Annotated in this window: 29 protein-coding genes; all 29 read left to right on the top strand. The window is 46.2% G+C overall.

What is annotated here, in order from left to right; translation table 11 throughout:
- Positions 1-2: 2 nt before the first annotated feature.
- The 29 genes from rplW (at position 3) to J4F31_01090 (ending at position 16,193) form a co-directional block, all read left to right on the top strand.
- On the top strand, positions 3-293 hold the full coding sequence (gene rplW, locus J4F31_01230) for a 50S ribosomal protein L23 (protein ID MCE2495204.1): 291 nt from the start codon (positions 3-5) through the stop codon (positions 291-293).
- Positions 294-298: 5 nt separating this feature from the next.
- Positions 299-1,123: a 50S ribosomal protein L2 gene (rplB, locus tag J4F31_01225; protein ID MCE2495203.1), complete on the top strand. Its 825-nt coding sequence runs from the start codon at positions 299-301 to the stop codon at positions 1,121-1,123.
- A gap of 3 nt (positions 1,124-1,126) precedes the next feature.
- On the top strand, positions 1,127-1,408 hold the full coding sequence (gene rpsS / locus J4F31_01220) for a 30S ribosomal protein S19 (GenBank protein ID MCE2495202.1): 282 nt from the start codon (positions 1,127-1,129) through the stop codon (positions 1,406-1,408).
- A gap of 27 nt (positions 1,409-1,435) precedes the next feature.
- On the top strand, positions 1,436-1,843 hold the full coding sequence (gene rplV / locus J4F31_01215; protein MCE2495201.1) for a 50S ribosomal protein L22: 408 nt from the start codon (positions 1,436-1,438) through the stop codon (positions 1,841-1,843).
- A 6-nt stretch (positions 1,844-1,849) separates the two neighbouring features.
- Entirely contained in the window at positions 1,850-2,578 is a 729-nt protein-coding gene (gene rpsC / locus J4F31_01210) for a 30S ribosomal protein S3 (protein ID MCE2495200.1), read from the top strand.
- 25 nt (positions 2,579-2,603) lie between these two features.
- On the top strand, positions 2,604-3,026 hold the full coding sequence (rplP, locus tag J4F31_01205; GenBank protein MCE2495199.1) for a 50S ribosomal protein L16: 423 nt from the start codon (positions 2,604-2,606) through the stop codon (positions 3,024-3,026).
- A 10-nt stretch (positions 3,027-3,036) separates the two neighbouring features.
- On the top strand, positions 3,037-3,240 hold the full coding sequence (gene rpmC, locus J4F31_01200) for a 50S ribosomal protein L29 (GenBank protein ID MCE2495198.1): 204 nt from the start codon (positions 3,037-3,039) through the stop codon (positions 3,238-3,240).
- Positions 3,241-3,249: 9 nt separating this feature from the next.
- Positions 3,250-3,513, top strand: coding sequence for a 30S ribosomal protein S17 (gene rpsQ, locus J4F31_01195; GenBank protein MCE2495197.1), 264 nt, complete (start codon positions 3,250-3,252; stop codon positions 3,511-3,513).
- Complete coding sequence (gene rplN, locus J4F31_01190) at positions 3,513-3,881, top strand: 50S ribosomal protein L14 (GenBank protein MCE2495196.1); 369 nt, start codon at positions 3,513-3,515, stop codon at positions 3,879-3,881. The genes rpsQ and rplN overlap by 1 nt, the downstream gene beginning before the upstream one ends.
- Positions 3,882-3,892: 11 nt before the next feature.
- Entirely contained in the window at positions 3,893-4,213 is a 321-nt protein-coding gene (rplX, locus tag J4F31_01185; protein MCE2495195.1) for a 50S ribosomal protein L24, read from the top strand.
- Positions 4,210-4,758 (top strand): 50S ribosomal protein L5, encoded by a 549-nt coding sequence (gene rplE / locus J4F31_01180; GenBank protein MCE2495194.1) that lies wholly within the window; start codon positions 4,210-4,212, stop codon positions 4,756-4,758. The genes rplX and rplE overlap by 4 nt, the downstream gene beginning before the upstream one ends.
- 3 nt (positions 4,759-4,761) lie before the next feature.
- The gene (gene rpsN, locus J4F31_01175) at positions 4,762-5,031 is read left to right on the top strand and encodes a 30S ribosomal protein S14 (GenBank protein ID MCE2495193.1); all 270 of its coding nucleotides are present in this window, start codon (positions 4,762-4,764) and stop codon (positions 5,029-5,031) included.
- An 18-nt stretch (positions 5,032-5,049) separates the two neighbouring features.
- Positions 5,050-5,448 carry a 30S ribosomal protein S8 gene (gene rpsH, locus J4F31_01170; GenBank protein MCE2495192.1) on the top strand — a complete coding sequence of 133 codons (399 nt, stop codon included), beginning with the start codon at positions 5,050-5,052 and terminating at the stop codon, positions 5,446-5,448.
- A gap of 20 nt (positions 5,449-5,468) precedes the next feature.
- Positions 5,469-6,017 (top strand): 50S ribosomal protein L6, encoded by a 549-nt coding sequence (rplF, locus tag J4F31_01165; GenBank protein ID MCE2495191.1) that lies wholly within the window; start codon positions 5,469-5,471, stop codon positions 6,015-6,017.
- Between the two features lie 15 nt (positions 6,018-6,032).
- A complete protein-coding gene (gene rplR / locus J4F31_01160; protein MCE2495190.1) occupies positions 6,033-6,386 on the top strand; it encodes a 50S ribosomal protein L18 in 354 nt (117 codons plus the stop codon).
- Positions 6,387-6,393: 7 nt separating this feature from the next.
- Positions 6,394-6,918, top strand: coding sequence for a 30S ribosomal protein S5 (gene rpsE, locus J4F31_01155; GenBank protein MCE2495189.1), 525 nt, complete (start codon positions 6,394-6,396; stop codon positions 6,916-6,918).
- 14 nt (positions 6,919-6,932) lie between these two features.
- Positions 6,933-7,109, top strand: a complete 177-nt coding sequence (gene rpmD, locus J4F31_01150) for a 50S ribosomal protein L30 (GenBank protein MCE2495188.1) — start codon at positions 6,933-6,935, stop codon at positions 7,107-7,109.
- Positions 7,110-7,137: 28 nt separating this feature from the next.
- On the top strand, positions 7,138-7,587 hold the full coding sequence (gene rplO, locus J4F31_01145) for a 50S ribosomal protein L15 (protein ID MCE2495187.1): 450 nt from the start codon (positions 7,138-7,140) through the stop codon (positions 7,585-7,587).
- Between the two features lie 9 nt (positions 7,588-7,596).
- Positions 7,597-8,937: a preprotein translocase subunit SecY gene (gene secY, locus J4F31_01140; GenBank protein ID MCE2495186.1), complete on the top strand. Its 1,341-nt coding sequence runs from the start codon at positions 7,597-7,599 to the stop codon at positions 8,935-8,937.
- Between the two features lie 16 nt (positions 8,938-8,953).
- Entirely contained in the window at positions 8,954-9,169 is a 216-nt protein-coding gene (gene infA, locus J4F31_01135) for a translation initiation factor IF-1 (protein ID MCE2495185.1), read from the top strand.
- A gap of 18 nt (positions 9,170-9,187) precedes the next feature.
- Positions 9,188-9,304: a type B 50S ribosomal protein L36 gene (ykgO, locus tag J4F31_01130; protein MCE2495184.1), complete on the top strand. Its 117-nt coding sequence runs from the start codon at positions 9,188-9,190 to the stop codon at positions 9,302-9,304.
- 25 nt (positions 9,305-9,329) lie between these two features.
- On the top strand, positions 9,330-9,707 hold the full coding sequence (gene rpsM, locus J4F31_01125) for a 30S ribosomal protein S13 (GenBank protein ID MCE2495183.1): 378 nt from the start codon (positions 9,330-9,332) through the stop codon (positions 9,705-9,707).
- A gap of 12 nt (positions 9,708-9,719) precedes the next feature.
- Positions 9,720-10,109 (top strand): 30S ribosomal protein S11, encoded by a 390-nt coding sequence (rpsK, locus tag J4F31_01120; protein ID MCE2495182.1) that lies wholly within the window; start codon positions 9,720-9,722, stop codon positions 10,107-10,109.
- Positions 10,110-10,133: 24 nt separating this feature from the next.
- Positions 10,134-10,742 (top strand): 30S ribosomal protein S4, encoded by a 609-nt coding sequence (rpsD, locus tag J4F31_01115; protein MCE2495181.1) that lies wholly within the window; start codon positions 10,134-10,136, stop codon positions 10,740-10,742.
- A gap of 25 nt (positions 10,743-10,767) precedes the next feature.
- Entirely contained in the window at positions 10,768-11,760 is a 993-nt protein-coding gene (locus J4F31_01110; GenBank protein ID MCE2495180.1) for a DNA-directed RNA polymerase subunit alpha, read from the top strand.
- A gap of 28 nt (positions 11,761-11,788) precedes the next feature.
- On the top strand, positions 11,789-12,391 hold the full coding sequence (gene rplQ / locus J4F31_01105) for a 50S ribosomal protein L17 (protein MCE2495179.1): 603 nt from the start codon (positions 11,789-11,791) through the stop codon (positions 12,389-12,391).
- Between the two features lie 76 nt (positions 12,392-12,467).
- Positions 12,468-13,583, top strand: a complete 1,116-nt coding sequence (gene carA, locus J4F31_01100) for a glutamine-hydrolyzing carbamoyl-phosphate synthase small subunit (GenBank protein ID MCE2495178.1) — start codon at positions 12,468-12,470, stop codon at positions 13,581-13,583.
- Complete coding sequence (gene eno / locus J4F31_01095; protein MCE2495177.1) at positions 13,583-14,869, top strand: phosphopyruvate hydratase; 1,287 nt, start codon at positions 13,583-13,585, stop codon at positions 14,867-14,869. The genes carA and eno overlap by 1 nt, the downstream gene beginning before the upstream one ends.
- Before the next feature lie 16 nt (positions 14,870-14,885).
- Entirely contained in the window at positions 14,886-16,193 is a 1,308-nt protein-coding gene (locus J4F31_01090; protein ID MCE2495176.1) for a citrate (Si)-synthase, eukaryotic, read from the top strand.
- Positions 16,194-16,474 lie beyond the last annotated feature (281 nt).

Here is a 16,474-nt window from a genome sequence, read left to right as displayed (position 1 = left end):
TCATGAGTGTATTGGTCAAACCGATTATTACGGAAAAAATGACGGGGCTGGCAGAGGACCTGAATCAATACGGTTTCTTGGTTGCCCGAGGTGCTAATAAGGTCGAGATCAAGAAAGCTATTGAGAGCAAATACGGCGTGTCAGTTACAGAGGTGCGCACGGTGAACTATAATGGAAAGAGTAAGTCTCGTTATACCAAAGGGGGTATGATCGAGGGTAAAACTAACTCATATAAGAAGGCGATCGTGTCCGTCGCGGAAGGCGAAATGATCGACTTCTATAGCAATATATAATTGAGATGGCTGTAAAGAGATTAAGACCGACAACTCCAGGGCAGCGTTTTCGTTTCGCGAACAATTACGAGAACGTAACTACGGATAAACCTGAAAAAGGACTGACCAAGGGAAAGTCTAAGTCAGGTGGTCGTAACAATTCGGGTAAAATGACCATGCGCTACGTTGGTGGTGGTCACAAGCGTCGGTACAGAGCTATCGACTTCAAGCGCGATAAATTTGACGTTCCTGGAGTCGTCGCTTCTATTGAGTATGATCCAAACCGAAGTGCGCGTATCGCGTTGATTAAGTACGCTGACGGAGGAAAGCGTTACATCCTAGCTCCTAACGGTTTGAATGTTGGTCAAGAGGTCATCTCTGGTAAGGGAGCACCTGTTAATGCAGGTAATGCATTGTACTTGAGTGAAATTCCATTGGGTACCATTATCCACAACATAGAGTTGCGTCCTGGTCAGGGAGGTATGATGGCGCGTAGTGCCGGTACATATGCTCAGTTGGCAGCTCGTGAAGGGCGTTACGCGGTATTGAAAACGCCTTCTGGCGAAACCCGTATGATCCTCGTTACATGTTTGGCGACTATCGGAGTCGTTTCGAACAGTGATCACGCTTTGGAGCGTCTGGGTAAGGCTGGTCGTAAGCGCTGGCTAGGTCGTCGTCCACGTACTCGTGGTGTTGCTATGAACCCGGTCGATCACCCAATGGGCGGTGGCGAAGGCCGTCAGTCAGGAGGTCACCCACGCTCGCGCAACGGTGTTCCTGCTAAAGGATTCAAAACCCGTGCTAAGAAAAAAGCTAGCAACCGTTATATCATTGAACGTAGAAAGAAATAAGTCATGGCAAGATCATTAAAAAAAGGCCCATACGTACACTTCAAACTTGAGCGCAAGGTATTGGCACAAGCAGAAAGTGGTAAAAAGGGTGTGATTAAGACCTGGTCTCGTGCGTCAATGATCACTCCTGATTTCGTCGGAATGACGATTGCAGTGCACAACGGACGTCAATTCGTTCCAGTATATGTTACGGAGAACATGGTTGGTCACAAATTGGGTGAGTTCGCATTGACGAGCACATTCCGTGGACACGCAGGTAACAAGAAAGACAAGGGCAAACGATAATTGTCTAATTAGAGAAAAGAATTAGAAATGGGTTCAAGAAAACACAACGTAGCGGAAGCGCGCAAAGAGGCAAACAAAGAAGTAGCCTTTGCAAAACTACGCAATTGTCCGACCTCGCCTCGCAAAATGCGCTTGGTCGCTGATATGGTTCGCGGAATGAACGCAGATAAAGCGTTGTTTATGTTGAAGTACTCCAATAAGGAGGCTGCTCAACGTATGGAGAAGCTTTTGCAGAGTGCGATCGCGAATTGGGAACAGAAGTTCGATGCGGCCTTTGATGTCGACTCAGGTTTGTATATCAAGGAAGTGTATGTAGATAGCGCCCGCATGTTGAAGCGTTTGCAAACTGCTCCTCAAGGACGAGCTCATAGAATTCGTAAGCGTTCTAACCACGTTACTATGGTTTTGGATACGCGCAAAAACACTGAAGAATAAGATACGATGGGACAGAAGACGAATCCAATAGGTAATAGACTTGGTATCATTCGCGGATGGGAGTCGAATTGGTACGGCGGAGAGGATTACGGCGATAAACTCGCCGAGGACAAGAAAGTTCGCAACTACCTGTATGCTCGCTTGTCTAAAGCTAGTGTATCTCGAATCATCATCGAGCGTACGTTGAAATTGGTCACAGTGACCATCACAACTGCTCGTCCAGGAATCATTATCGGAAAAGGCGGTCAAGAGGTTGATAAGTTGAAAGAGGAGTTGAAGAAACTTACCGGAAAGGAAGTCCAAATTAACATCTTCGAGATCAAGCGCCCCGAATTGGACGCGCATTTGGTAGCGTCTAGTATCGCCCGCCAAATCGAAGGACGTATCTCTTACCGTCGTGCAACTAAAATGGCTATTGCAGCTGCCATGCGAATGGGAGCAGAAGGTATCAAAATCCAGATCAGTGGTCGATTGAATGGTTCCGAGATGGCTCGTACTGAGATGTTCAAGGATGGTCGTACTCCATTGCACACATTCCGTGCGGATATTGACTATGCATTGATCGAAGCACACACGACTTACGGACGTTTGGGTGTGAAAGTTTGGATCATGAAAGGCGAGGTATTCGGTAAGCGTGACTTGTCGAATGTCCTTGGACAGAAAGCTGGTAAAGCAGCAGCTCAAGGTGGCGGCGGTGGCCGACGTCCAGCTGGAGGAAGAAGAAGAAAGAAGTAAGAAGAAAAGATAAAAGGCAACTAAGATGTTACAGCCGAAAAGAACCAAATTTCGTCGCGTACAGAAGGGTCGCATGAAGGGGAACGCTCAACGCGGAAACCAGTTGGCCTTCGGAGCTTTTGGTATCAAAGCACTCGAACAAACGTGGATGACATCTCGTCAGATCGAGGCTGCTCGTATTGCAGCTACACGTTACATGAAACGTGAAGGACAGCTTTGGATTCGCGTATTTCCCGATAAGCCGATCACTAAGAAACCAGCAGAGGTTCGAATGGGTAAGGGTAAAGGAGCGCCAGAATACTGGGCAGCGGTTGTAAAGCCGGGCCGTATGTTGTTCGAGCTTGATGGAGTTCCAATGGATGTGGCGAAAGAGGCACTCCGTTTGGCCGCTCAGAAGCTGCCGATCACGACCAAGTTTGTTGTACGCCGAGACTATACTGGACAATAATATTGCCGAGATGAAACAATCAGTAATCATTGAAATGTCGACAGCCGAATTGATCGAGCGTATCGGCGAGGAGAATAACCGTTTGGCAGAGCTTAAGATGAGTCACGCAGTTTCTCAATTGGAAAATCCTATGGAATTGCGTCAAATGAGAAAGACCATTGCTCGCTTGAACACTGAATTGACCAAGAGAAACGCAGAACAAGCCTCCAATTAATTTGGCTTTATGGAAACAACAGCAAGAAATTTAAGGAAAGAGCGTATCGGTATCGTAACCAGCAATAAGATGGATAAATCGGCTGTGGTTATGATCGAGCGCAAAGTAAGGCACCCGATGTACGGAAAATTCGTGAAGAAGACTTCTAAGTTCATGATTCACGATGAGCAGAACGACTGCAACATCGGCGATACGGTTCGTATTATGGAAACGCGTCCAATGAGCAAGAACAAGAATTGGCACTTGTTAGAAATTATTGAAAGAGCGAAGTAATGTTACAGCAGGAGTCACGTCTGAAAGTTGCGGATAACACAGGAGCACGGGAAGTGTTGGTGATCCGCGTTCTGGGGGGTACGAAGCGTCGTTATGCATCGGTCGGTGACAATGTCGTCGTTACGATCAAGGATGCGCTTCCTTCAGGAAGTGTGAAAAAAGGTCAGGTTTCTCGTGCTGTAGTGGTTCGCACTAAAAAAGAAGTACGTCGACCAGATGGATCTTATATCCGTTTTGACGATAACGCTTGTGTTCTTTTGAACCCAGCAGGTGAAATGCGCGGTACTCGTGTATTTGGACCAGTAGCTCGTGAGTTGCGAGACAAGCAATACATGAAAATCGTATCACTCGCTCCAGAGGTACTATAAAAAGAGAAAAAATGACCAAGCTTCATTTGAAAAAAGGAGATAGTGTACAAGTGATCGCTGGAGAGTACAAAGGCGAGCAGGGAAAAGTACTTGAGGTATTCCCAGCTAAATCACGAGCTATCGTAGAAGGTGTGAACGTGGTTACAAAACACGTTAAGCCGAGTGCAGCGAATCCACAAGGTGGTATCACCGAAGAAGAGGTACCCATTCACATTTCAAATTTGATGGTTCTAGATCCTAAATCAGGAGAGCCAACCCGAATCGGACGTCGCGTGAATGATGAAGGTAAAATTGAAAGGTATTCTAAAACATCCGGGGAGGTATTGAAATGAGTGACTACAAACCGAGATTAACTACCGAGTACAAGGAGCGTATCGTTCCTGCTTTGACCGAAGAGTTTGGTTACACGAATGTAATGCGCGTACCTAAACTGAAGAAGATCGTTCTGAGCCAAGGAGTTGGTGAAGCTGTGGCTGATAAGCGAGTGATCGAATCGGCATTGGAAGAAATGACCATGATCGCAGGTCAGAAGGCCGTTTCGACTAAGTCAAAGAAGGACATCAGTAACTTCAAGTTGAGAAAAGGCATGCCTATCGGTGCACGAGTTACTCTACGTGGAGAGAGAATGTACGAATTCTTGGAGCGCCTTATCGTAGCGGCATTGCCACGTATTCGTGACTTCCGTGGGGTAGATGAGGGTTTCGATGGTCGTGGAAATTACAACCTGGGAATCACCGAGCAGATCATCTTCCCAGAGATCGATATTGATAAAGTGAACCGTATCAGCGGTATGGATATCACATTTGTAACGAGTGCCGAAACAGATGCAGAGGCAAAGGCACTTTTGAAACAATTTGGAATTCCTTTTAAAAAGTAAGCAATGGCCAAGGAATCAATGAAAGCGCGTGAGCGCAAACGTCAAGCACTGGTAGACAAATACGCGGAAAAGCGTGCAGCTTTGAAGGCTGCAGGTGACTACGAAGCACTTCAGAAATTGCCAAAGAACGCATCTCCCGTACGTCTTCATAACCGTTGCAAATTAACATGGCGCCCTAAAGGATATATGCGTCAATTCGGAATCTCAAGGGTGACTTTCCGCGAAATGGCGAATCAAGGGTTAATTCCTGGAGTAAAGAAAGCCAGCTGGTAATAAAAGAGCTTTAGAAAAATGACAACAGATCCAATTGCAGATTTATTGACTCGCATGCGAAATGCGATGTTGGCTGGACACAAAGTAGTTGATGTGCCATCTTCAAAGATCAAGGTAGAAATCGCCAAGATTCTTAAAGAACAAGGTTATATCCGCGACTACAAAGTAGAAGAAGACAACAAACAAGGTGTTTTGCGTATAGCTTTGAAATACAATGCGAAAACCAAGATGCCTGCTATCAAGAAACTTGAGCGCGTAAGCCGTCCGGGTCTTCGTCAATACAGCAACGCTGAAAAAATGCCACGCGTATTGAATGGCTTGGGAATTGCTATCGTCTCAACTTCGAATGGTGTTATGACGAACAAAATGGCTCGTCAAGAGAATGTTGGTGGAGAAGTGCTCTGCTACGTTTATTAATAAAAGAAAAGACTTAGAGGATGTCACGTATTGGTAAAAACCCGATTGAGATTCCACAAGGAGCTGAGGTCAAGATTGATGGCCAAATGGTTGGTGTGAAGGGCCCGAAAGGTGAGATGAGCCTTGAACTCTCTACCGGAATTACGGCAACGCTTGAAGAAGGTACCTTGGAATTGGTTCGTGAGAATGAATCAAAGCAGCTTAAGGCACTCCACGGTACTAATCGCGCTTTGATCAGCAACATGATAAAAGGTGTGACCGATGGTTTCACTAAATCACTGGAGCTCGTTGGAGTTGGATACCGCGCCAGTAATCAAGGTCAAAAATTGGATCTCTCTTTGGGGTACAGTCACAATATTATTTTTGAGATACCAGGCGAGGTAAAAGTTGAAACGAAGTCTGAAAAGGGACAAAACCCTACGGTTCTTTTAAGTTCTCATGACAACCAGTTATTGGGAATGGTGGCCGCAAAGATTCGTTCATTCCGCAAGCCAGAACCGTACAAAGGAAAAGGAGTGCGCTTCACTGGAGAATATATTCGTCGTAAAGCAGGTAAGGCTGCAGGTTAATAGGAGGATAGAATTATGGCATTGACAAAATCCGAAAGAAGACAACGCATTAAAATGCGTGTCCGTAAAAAAGTTACTGGAAACAACGAACGTCCTAGACTGTCAGTTTTCCGTTCCAACAAAGAGATCTACGCCCAATTGATCAATGATCTAACTGGCGAGACCATCGTAAGTGCTTCATCTTTGGAAAAGGAGATCAAATCCGAAGGAACCAAGAAAGAAGTAGCTCGTGAAGTAGGTAAGTCCGTAGCGCTTAAAGCAGCCGAGAAAGGAATTTCGGAGTGCAGCTTCGATCGCAATGGTTACCTGTATCATGGTCGTGTTAAAGAATTGGCAGAAGGCGCCCGCGAAGGAGGTCTAAAATTTTAAGGAAGATATGTTAACAGAGTACAAAAACGTCCAACGAGTTAAGCCAACCGGAATCGAACTAAAAGACCGTTTGGTTGGGATTCAACGGGTAACTAAAGTGACCAAAGGGGGTCGTACCTTCGGATTCTCTGCCATCGTGGTAGTTGGTGATGAAAACGGAGTAGTAGGAATCGGTTTGGGTAAATCGAAAGAAGTATCAGAAGCGATCACCAAAGGAATCGAGGATGCTAAGAAGAACTTGGTTCGCATTCCATTGGTTAAAGGAACCATTCCTCACGCTCAGGAAGGGAAATTCGGTGGCGCTCGCGTTTTTATTCGCCCTGCTGCCCATGGTACTGGAGTAATCGCTGGAGGTGCAATGCGCGCTGTTCTTGAGGCCGTTGGAGTTCATGATGTATTGGCGAAGTCGAAGGGATCTTCGAATCCACACAACGCTGTAAAGGCAACCATGGACGCACTTTTGAACTTGCGCGATGCAGGTGCAGTAGCAGCACAACGTGGAATCTCTGTTCAAAAAGTATTTAACGGATAATTACCATCTTCGAAATGGCTACAATTAAAGTAAAACAAGTACGAAGCGTGATCAACCGTCCCAAGCGTCAGAAGGACACAATGATCGCATTGGGCTTCAAAAAGATGAATCAAGTCGTTGAGCACAACGATACTCCTCAAATTCGAGGAATGATCGCAAAGGTGAGCCACTTGATCGAAATTGTTGAATAATTAGGCTCTGCCTGAATAATTGATAGAAATGGATTTAAGTAATCTGCAACCTGCGAAAGGATCAAACAAAAAGGGAAACCGAGTAGGCCGCGGAGAGGGAAGCAAGAAAGGCGGAACTTCCGGGCGTGGGCACAAAGGAGCGAAATCTCGCTCTGGATACTCGAAGAAGATCGGTTTTGAAGGAGGTCAAATGCCACTTCAACGTCGTGTTCCAAAATTCGGTTTCAAGAATCCTAATCGCGTTGAGTATGTAGCCATTAACCTGGATACCCTCCAGCGTTTGGTTGACGACAAAAAAGTGAAGGGAGAAATTAATATCGACACCTTCATCGCTAATGGATTTGCCAGCAAGAACGACAAGATCAAGATCTTAGGTCGTGGTGAGTTGGAAGCCAAATTGGACATTACCGTACACAAAGTCTCTGCCTCAGCCAAAAGTGCGATCGAGGAAAAGGGTGGATCTGTAAACTTGCTCTAAACCTATAGGATGAAGAAGTTTATAGAAACAATCAACAATATCTGGAAGATCGAGGAACTCCGGAATCGTATCCTAACTACATTGGGTTTTCTGCTCGTGTATCGTTTAGGATCGTACGTAGTTCTTCCGGGTATCGATCCAGCGCAATTAGAGGCCTTACAAGAACAAGCGTCATCGGGACTTTTGGGTCTCTTGAACCTGTTTACTGGTGGTGCATTCGCGCAGGCTTCGATCCTTGCGTTGGGAATCATGCCCTACATCTCTGCGTCCATTGTGATACAGTTGATGGGATTGGCTGTTCCTTATCTACAGAAGTTGCAAAAGGAAGGAGAGAGCGGTCGTCGGAAGGTCAATCAGATCACTCGATACTTGACCATACTTATTACCGCTGCACAGGCCCCAGGGTACATTGCAAACCTTCAATCGCAGTTGCCTGAAACGGCATTTTTGTTGGGACCTGGAACTTTCTGGTTCAGCAGTATGGTACTCCTCGTGTCCGGAACAATCTTTACAATGTGGTTGGGAGAGAAGATCACCGACCGAGGAATCGGAAACGGAATCTCCTTGATCATTATGATCGGTATCATTGCTAGCCTTCCAAAGTCATTTGTGCAAGAGTTCGTATCTCGCCTTGAAAGTACAGGTGGTGGATTGGTCGTTCTCCTTGTCGAGATCGTGATTTTATTGGTCGTGATCCTGTTCTCTGTAGCTCTGGTGCAAGGTGTACGCAGGGTTCCGGTTCAGTACGCGAAACAAGTTGTAGGTAACAAGCAATACGGTGGTGGAGTTCGTCAGTATTTGCCCTTGAAGGTGAATGCCGCAGGGGTAATGCCGATCATTTTCGCCCAAGCCATCATGTTCGTGCCTATTACCTTAGCAGGCTTTACCGGTGGTGAGAGCAATTGGTTCATTAACGAGTTCTCGAATTTTCAAGGTTTTTGGTACAACTTCATCTTTGCCTTGATGATCATCATCTTCACTTATTTCTATACTGCCATTACCGTTAATACGAACCAGATGGCAGATGATATGAAGAGAAATGGTGGATTTATTCCAGGCGTGAAACCGGGAAAACTTACAGCTGATTTCTTGGATACGGTGATGTCTAGAATTACGTTGCCCGGTTCTATTTTCTTGGCGTTGATCGCCATTTTACCGGCATTCGCAATGAAGGCAGGAGTTAATCAACAGTTTTCTCAATTCTACGGAGGAACATCCCTGCTGATCATGGTAGGAGTTGTACTCGATACACTTCAGCAAATTGAATCGTATCTATTGAACCGTCACTATGATGGTTTGATGAAAACGGGAAGATTGAAAGGAAGAACAACAACAGGAGCATCAATATAAATTTGAACGCTGATTTATGGCCAAACAAGCGGCAATCGAACAAGACGGAACAATTGTAGAAGCATTATCCAACGCGATGTTTCGCGTGGAGCTTGAAAACGGGCATGTAGTAACAGCTCACATTTCAGGAAAGATGAGAATGCACTACATCAAATTGCTTCCGGGAGATAAGGTAAAGCTCGAGATGTCTCCGTATGATTTGTCTAAGGCCAGAATTACGTATCGCTACTAAAAGAAAAAACGCAAAGGCATGAAAGTAAGAGCGTCATTGAAAAAGAGAAGTGCTGACTGCAAGATCGTCCGTCGCAAGGGTCGTTTGTACGTCATCAACAAGAAAAATCCAAAATTTAAGCAACGTCAGGGTTAATCTGATTTTGTAACAAGACAAGCTTATGGCACGTATTGCAGGGGTGGATTTGCCCAGAAACAAGAGAGGAGTAATTGGTTTGACCTACATTTTCGGTATCGGAATGAGTCGATCTGAAGAGATTTTGACGAAAGCAGATGTAGACGTCAATACCAAAGTTGAAGACTGGTCTGATGACGAGTTGGCACGTATTCGTAACATCATCTCCGAGGAGTACAAGGTAGAAGGAGAACTTCGTTCAGAAGTTCAAACGAACATCAAGCGCCTTATGGATATCGGATGCAACCGTGGAATCCGTCACCGAGCCGGATTGCCATTGCGTGGTCAGCGTACCAAAAACAACTCCCGAACACGTAAAGGAAAACGGAAAACAGTTGCTAACAAGAAAAAAGCAACTAAATAAACATAAGGTCTAATGGCGAAGACGACTAAAAAAGTAAGAAAGAGCAAAGTAAAGGTCGATGCGATCGGAGAAGCGCATATTAGCGCTTCTTTCAATAACATCATCATTTCTTTGACTAATAAGACTGGCCAAGTAATTTCTTGGTCGTCTGCTGGGAAAATGAGCTTCCGAGGCTCTAAGAAGAATACTCCGTATGCAGCTCAGGTTGCTGCAGAAGATTGCGCAGGTCGCGCAAGCGAGGCCGGGGTGAAAAAGGTGAAAGTGTACGTAAAGGGCCTTGGTAATGGACGAGAGAGCGCTATTCGTGCCCTTCACAATTCCGGTATTGACGTTACCGAGATCATCGACGTTACGCCTTTGCCACACAATGGCTGCCGTCCACCTAAGCGTCGTCGTGTATAATCATATCGTAGAAAGTTATCAGTAATGGCAAGATATAGAGGACCAAAAACTAAAATCGCTCGTCGCTTCGGAGAAGCTATTTTCGGACCGGATCGTTCTTTTGAGAAAAGAAACTATCCTCCTGGACAGCACGGTGTTAACAAGCGCCGTGGAAAGAAGAGCGAATATGCTATCCAGTTAATGGAGAAGCAAAAAGCTAAGTACACTTACGGTCTATTGGAGCGTCAATTCTCGAACATGTTCAAGAAGGCCTCGAGTAGTAAGGGTGTAACTGGTGAAGTATTGCTCCAACTTTGTGAGGCTCGCTTAGACAATGTGGTTTTCCGCATGGGTATTGCGAACTCACGTCGTCAAGCACGCCAGTTGGTATCGCACCGTCACATTCTCGTGAATGGTGAGGTCGCTAGCATTCCTTCAATGACCCTGAGTGCAGGTGATGTAGTAGGAGTTCGTGAAAAGAGTAAAGGACTAGTTGTTATCGAGGACTCTTTGCGCGACAACAGAGCTGGTCAGTACGAATGGATCGAATGGAATGGGGAGACCATGGAAGGAAAATTCCTTGCTATTCCAGATCGTCAACAAATCCCGGAGAACATCAAGGAACAGTTGATCGTCGAATTGTACTCTAAGTAATAACAGACTTAATCCGCTCAAGAATATGGCAATCCTCAACTTTCAGAAGCCAGATAAAGTAATCATGAACACCTCTACTGATTTGGAGGGACAGTTTGAATTTCGTCCGCTCGAACCAGGATATGGTTTGACCATCGGTAATGCTCTTAGAAGAGTATTGCTCAGCAGTCTTGAGGGATATGCCTTTACGAGCGTGCGCATCGAAGGTGTCGACCATGAGTTCTCCACGATTAAAGGTGTTGTAGATGACGTAACGGAGATCATCCTGAACTTGAAGCAAGTTCGCTTGAAAAAGCAAATCGATGGCGTTGAGAACGAAACCGTTCACGTAAGCATCTCAGGACAAGAGTCGCTCACGGCTGGAGACCTGCAGAAATTCACCTCTGGTTTTCAAGTTTTGAATACCGACTTGGTTCTTTGTACTATGAACAAGAGCGTAAAACTCGATATGAAATTGACCATTGAAAAAGGACGTGGTTATGTTCCTGCTGAAGAGAATAAGAAGTCTAATGCGGCTTTAGGAACGATCTTCATGGACAGCATCTACACTCCGATCAAGAATGTGCGCTACAGCATCGAGAACTATCGTGTAGAGCAGAAGACCGACTTCGAAAAGTTGCTTATCGAGATTGAAACAGATGGCTCGTTGCATCCTAAAGAGGCTTTGACCGACGCGGCCAAGATCTTGATCCAGCACTTTATGCTCTTCTCTGATGACAAATTCACTTTCGAAGATGAAGAGTCAACCGGTGCAGAAGAATACGACGAGGAGTCGTTGCACATGCGTCAGCTGCTGAAAACGAAATTGGTCGACTTAGACCTTTCAGTTCGTGCGCTGAATTGTTTGAAGGCGGCTGAAGTGGAAACACTTGGAGAGTTGGTTACCTACACTAAAAGTGATTTGATGAAATTCCGAAACTTCGGTAAAAAGAGCTTGACCGAATTGGACGAACTTGTTCAATCTAAAGGATTGGAGTTCGGAATGGACGTTGCGAAATACAAATTGAACAAGGACTGATTTGTCGGTCTTGAAAGATTAAGAAAGGATGAGACACGGAAAAAAGATCAACCACTTGAGCCGCACGGCTGAACACCGTAAAGCTATGTTGGTGAATATGGCATCTTCGTTGATCGAGCACAAAAGAATCTATACGACCGTGGCCAAGGCCAAGGCGCTTAAGAAATACATTGAGCCGATCATCACTAAATCGAAAACCGACACGACGCATTCACGTCGTGTGGTCTTCGCTCAATTGAAGAACAAGGAAGCAGTAACTGAGCTATTCCGCGATGTTGCTGTGAAAGTTGCTAACCGTCCAGGAGGATACACTCGTATCATCCGTACGGGTAATCGATTGGGAGATAACGCCGAAATGTGCTTGATTGAGTTGGTAGACTACAACGAGTTGTACACCAACGGGAAAGAGACCAAAAAGAAGCGCTCTCGCCGAGGTGGTTCCAAGAAATCATCAAGCGAAAACCAAGCTACTGCTCCAGAAGCTAAGGTTGAAGCTCCAGAGGTAGTTGAAGCGGCTGAAGAAGTAACTCCGGAAGTTGAAGAAGTAGCTGAAGCAGATGCTGAAACTGAAACGAAAGCCGAAGAATCAGTCGAGGAAAACGAAAAGAAGGAAGATAAAGCCGGTGAATAATCGTGATCATCTTCTTGAATCATAATGAAAAAGGATAGAGCTTTGGCTTTATCCTTTTTTTTTATCCAACCCTCCTATGAAATACAAACTGAAAGACAAGGCGACCCTATTACTCGAAGATGGTACGGTTTTTTACGGTAAGGCGGTCGGTAAAAGAGGCACAGCCACTGGTGAAATATGCTTCAATACCGGAATGACGGGATACCAAGAGATTTTTACTGATCCCAGTTACTATGGGCAAATGATTGTTACTACAAATGTCCACATTGGTAATTACGGTACAAATAGAGATGAAATTGAATCTGAAGGAGTAAAGATCGCGGGACTAGTTGTTAAGAACTTCTCATACACCCCAAGTCGTGTGGCATCCGACCTGAGCCTCGAGGAGTTTCTTGCCAAAGATGGAATCGTTGCGATCAGCGACGTAGATACTCGTGCTCTCGTGCGCCATATCCGAGATAAAGGAGCCATGAATGCGATTATATCATCTGAAACTGATGACCTAGATGTTCTGAGGTCGCAATTATCGGATGTACCCTCAATGGACGGATTAGAGCTTTCGAGTAAAGTGACTACTGATGAACCGTATTTCATTGGAGATGAAAATGCCGATTTCAAAGTTGCCGTCCTAGATGTTGGAGTCAAGAAAAACATTTTGCGCTGTCTCGCTGAGAGAGGGGTGTATATGAAGGTGTTTCCAAGTTCAACGTCCTATGACGAAATGAGTTCCTGGAATCCGGACGGATTCTTCCTCTCGAACGGTCCAGGAGACCCATCTGCTATGAACGGCGTGGTTGAACAAGTGAAATCCGTTCTTAACGACGGCAGACCAGTCTTCGGGATTTGCCTCGGCCACCAGCTCATTTGCCGTGCCAACGGAGTTCAGACGTTCAAAATGCACAATGGCCACCGCGGAATAAATCACCCAGTAAAGAACCTACTCACGGTGAAAGGGGAGATCACCTCTCAAAATCACGGTTTTGTTGTACGTAAAGAAGATGTCGAAAATCATCCCGAATTGGAGATGACTCACATCCATCTGAATGACGATACCGTGGCTGGAATCAGGATGAAAAATAACCGTTGTTTTTCGGTTCAATATCACCCCGAAGCTTCGCCCGGTCCGCACGATTCACGATATTTGTTTGACAACTTCCTCGAATTGCTAACAAACGCAAAAACACCAGCCTAATGTCATTGATCACCGCTATTCATGCACGCCAAATCCTCGATAGCCGAGGTAACCCGACCGTGGAAGTAGACTTACTCACCGACGATGATTCGTTCGGGAGGGCTGCCGTTCCTTCAGGGGCGTCCACAGGTAAACACGAGGCCGTAGAATTGCGTGACGGTGATAAAACGAGGTACATGGGGAAAGGCGTCTCAAAAGCCGTTCTCAATATCAATGAAAGCATTGCTCCGGAGATCGTAGGCTTTTCGGTTTTCGAGCAAGCCGAACTCGATCAGGCAATGATCGATCTGGACGGAACCCCCAATAAAGCCAAATCGGGAGCAAACGCCATTTTGGCGGTTTCCTTGGCAGCGGCTAAAGCAGCTGCTCAAAGTGCCCGACTTCCACTATTCAACTACGTAGGCGGAATCAGCGCACGAACGCTGCCCATTCCAATGATGAACATCCTGAACGGCGGGTCGCATGCCGACAATAGCATCGACTTCCAGGAATTCATGGTAATGCCCATTGGAGCCAGCTCGTTTTCCGAAGGACTGCGCATGGGTACAGAAGTCTTCCACAACCTCAAGAAAGTCCTTCACGACAAGGGAATGAGTACGAACGTGGGTGACGAAGGTGGCTTTGCTCCAAACCTAGAATCGAACCAAGAGGCTATCGAAACGGTACTTCAAGCTATTGAAACCGCCGGATACCGTCCAGGTGAAGACATGTACATAGCAATGGATGCCGCAGCGAGTGAGTTCTATCTCGAGGACGAAAAGGTCTACCATTTCCATCAATCAACCGGTGATAAACTTACGGCCGATGAAATGGTTAGCTATTGGAAAGAATGGACCGATAAATACCCGATCGCATCAATCGAAGATGGTCTTTTTGAAGATGACTGGGAAGGATGGAAAAAGCTCACCACTGCTATCGGTGATCGAGTTCAATTGGTTGGAGACGATTTGTTCGTTACCAATGTCGATCGCCTCGGTAGGGGAATCGAGAACAATGTTGGAAATTCCATCTTGATCAAAGTAAACCAAATAGGTAGTTTGACAGAAACCATCGACGCAGTACAATTGGCACACAAAAATGGTTATACCTCAGTGATGAGCCACCGCTCGGGAGAAACGGAGGACACCACGATCGCTGACCTTGCAGTAGCTCTCAATACGGGACAAATCAAAACGGGATCTGCATCGCGCTCTGATCGTATGGCCAAGTACAACCAGTTAATCCGCATCGAAGAGATGTTGGGCGACACGGCTATCTACCCAGGAAATCAATTCAAGTACAAATAATATCAGCATATATCCTATGGACAGAATAAAAGAAAAGTTCGAGGGCATCATCGAGCCCGCCGTCATCACCGCGAGGGATTTCCTCAAAGACCACGGAGATGAAGTTTTGGGCGAGATCAAGGTGTCTCAACTATACAGCGGTATGCGCGGTATGCCCGCCCTCATTTGCGAAACCTCCAAACTCGACCCCGAAGAAGGAATTCGCTTCCGCGGCTATAGCATCCCTGAACTAAAAGAAAAACTCCCTACATATCCGCCCGAAGGGCGCCAGCCTCTTCCAGAAGGAGTTTTCTTCCTCATGCTTACAGGTGAGCTGCCCGACGACGATATCGTTCGTCGCGTAAGTAATAACTGGGCGCGTCGCAGTATCGTGCCTCCACACGTATTCAAGATCATTGATGCCCTGCCTATGCACACGCATCCAATGACTCAATTCGTTGCTGGAATCATGGCGCTGCGAACCGAAAGCGAATTCGCCAAGGCCTACCGCAACGGGATCAATAAAAAGGACTATTGGGATCCAACTTATGAAGATGCGATGAACCTGATCGCGCGCTTGCCTCGATTGGCTGCGTACATCTACCGCCGCATGTACCACAATGGCGATCATATCGAGCCGGATTCAAAACTTGATTGGGCCGGTAACTTCGCCCACATGCTCGGATTCGACAACGACGAGTTCAAAGAGCTGATGCGCCTCTATATGACCATCCACAGCGATCACGAAGGCGGTAACGTATCAGCACATACCACTCACCTCGTCGGAAGCGCTCTCAGCGATGCTTACTTGAGCTTTGCGGCCGGAATGAACGGATTGGCCGGACCACTTCACGGACTCGCAAATCAAGAGGTGATCCGCTGGATCCTCGCTATGCGCGATGAACTCGGTGGCGGACTCCCAAGTAAGGAGCAGATCGAAAACTACGTGAAGAAAACCCTGAACGACGGAAAAGTAATCCCAGGATTCGGACACGCAGTACTTCGTAAAACCGACCCACGATACATCGCTCAGCGCGAATTCGCTCAGGAATACATGCCACACGACGAACTCTTCCTCGTGGTCGACCGCATCTACCAAGTGGTCCCCGATATCTTGAGCTCACTCGGAAAGGTGAAAAACCCTTGGCCGAACGTCGATGCACACAGCGGACAATTGCTCATGCATTACGGCCTCACACAGTACGATTTCTATACCGTGCTCTTCGGCGTATCGCGTTCTCTCGGAGTTCTCACGAACCTCATTTGGGACCGCGCAATGGGAATGCCCATCGAACGCCCGGGATCCACAACGACAGAATTGCTCATCGAACGCTTCGGCAAATAATTATTTATATGGGCCTACGGCCCGATGCACAAAGCCTCACTTCGGTGGGGCTTTTATATTTATTGAGGATTAGAAAGAGGTCATTAGAGTTGTTGATATTCGAGACTTTAATGGCTGGTGTACGAGCTGATGTGGGGTTTGGTAAGCGATGTGTAACACTCCCCGACATTTAAACCACTTGCTAGGTTAAATTTAAAAGTACTTACATTAGGCCAAGTTATGAGTGGAAAACGCAGAAAATTCAGTGCCGATTTCAAAGCGCGTGTTGCTTTGGCGGCGAT

The sequence above is a fragment of the Flavobacteriales bacterium genome (genome assembly GCA_021296215.1).
In the GTDB taxonomy this organism is placed as follows: Bacteria; Bacteroidota; Bacteroidia; order Flavobacteriales; family ECT2AJA-044; genus ECT2AJA-044.
The sequence above is the reverse complement of the archived record's forward strand: the minus strand, read 5'-3'. Positions and strand labels throughout refer to the sequence as shown.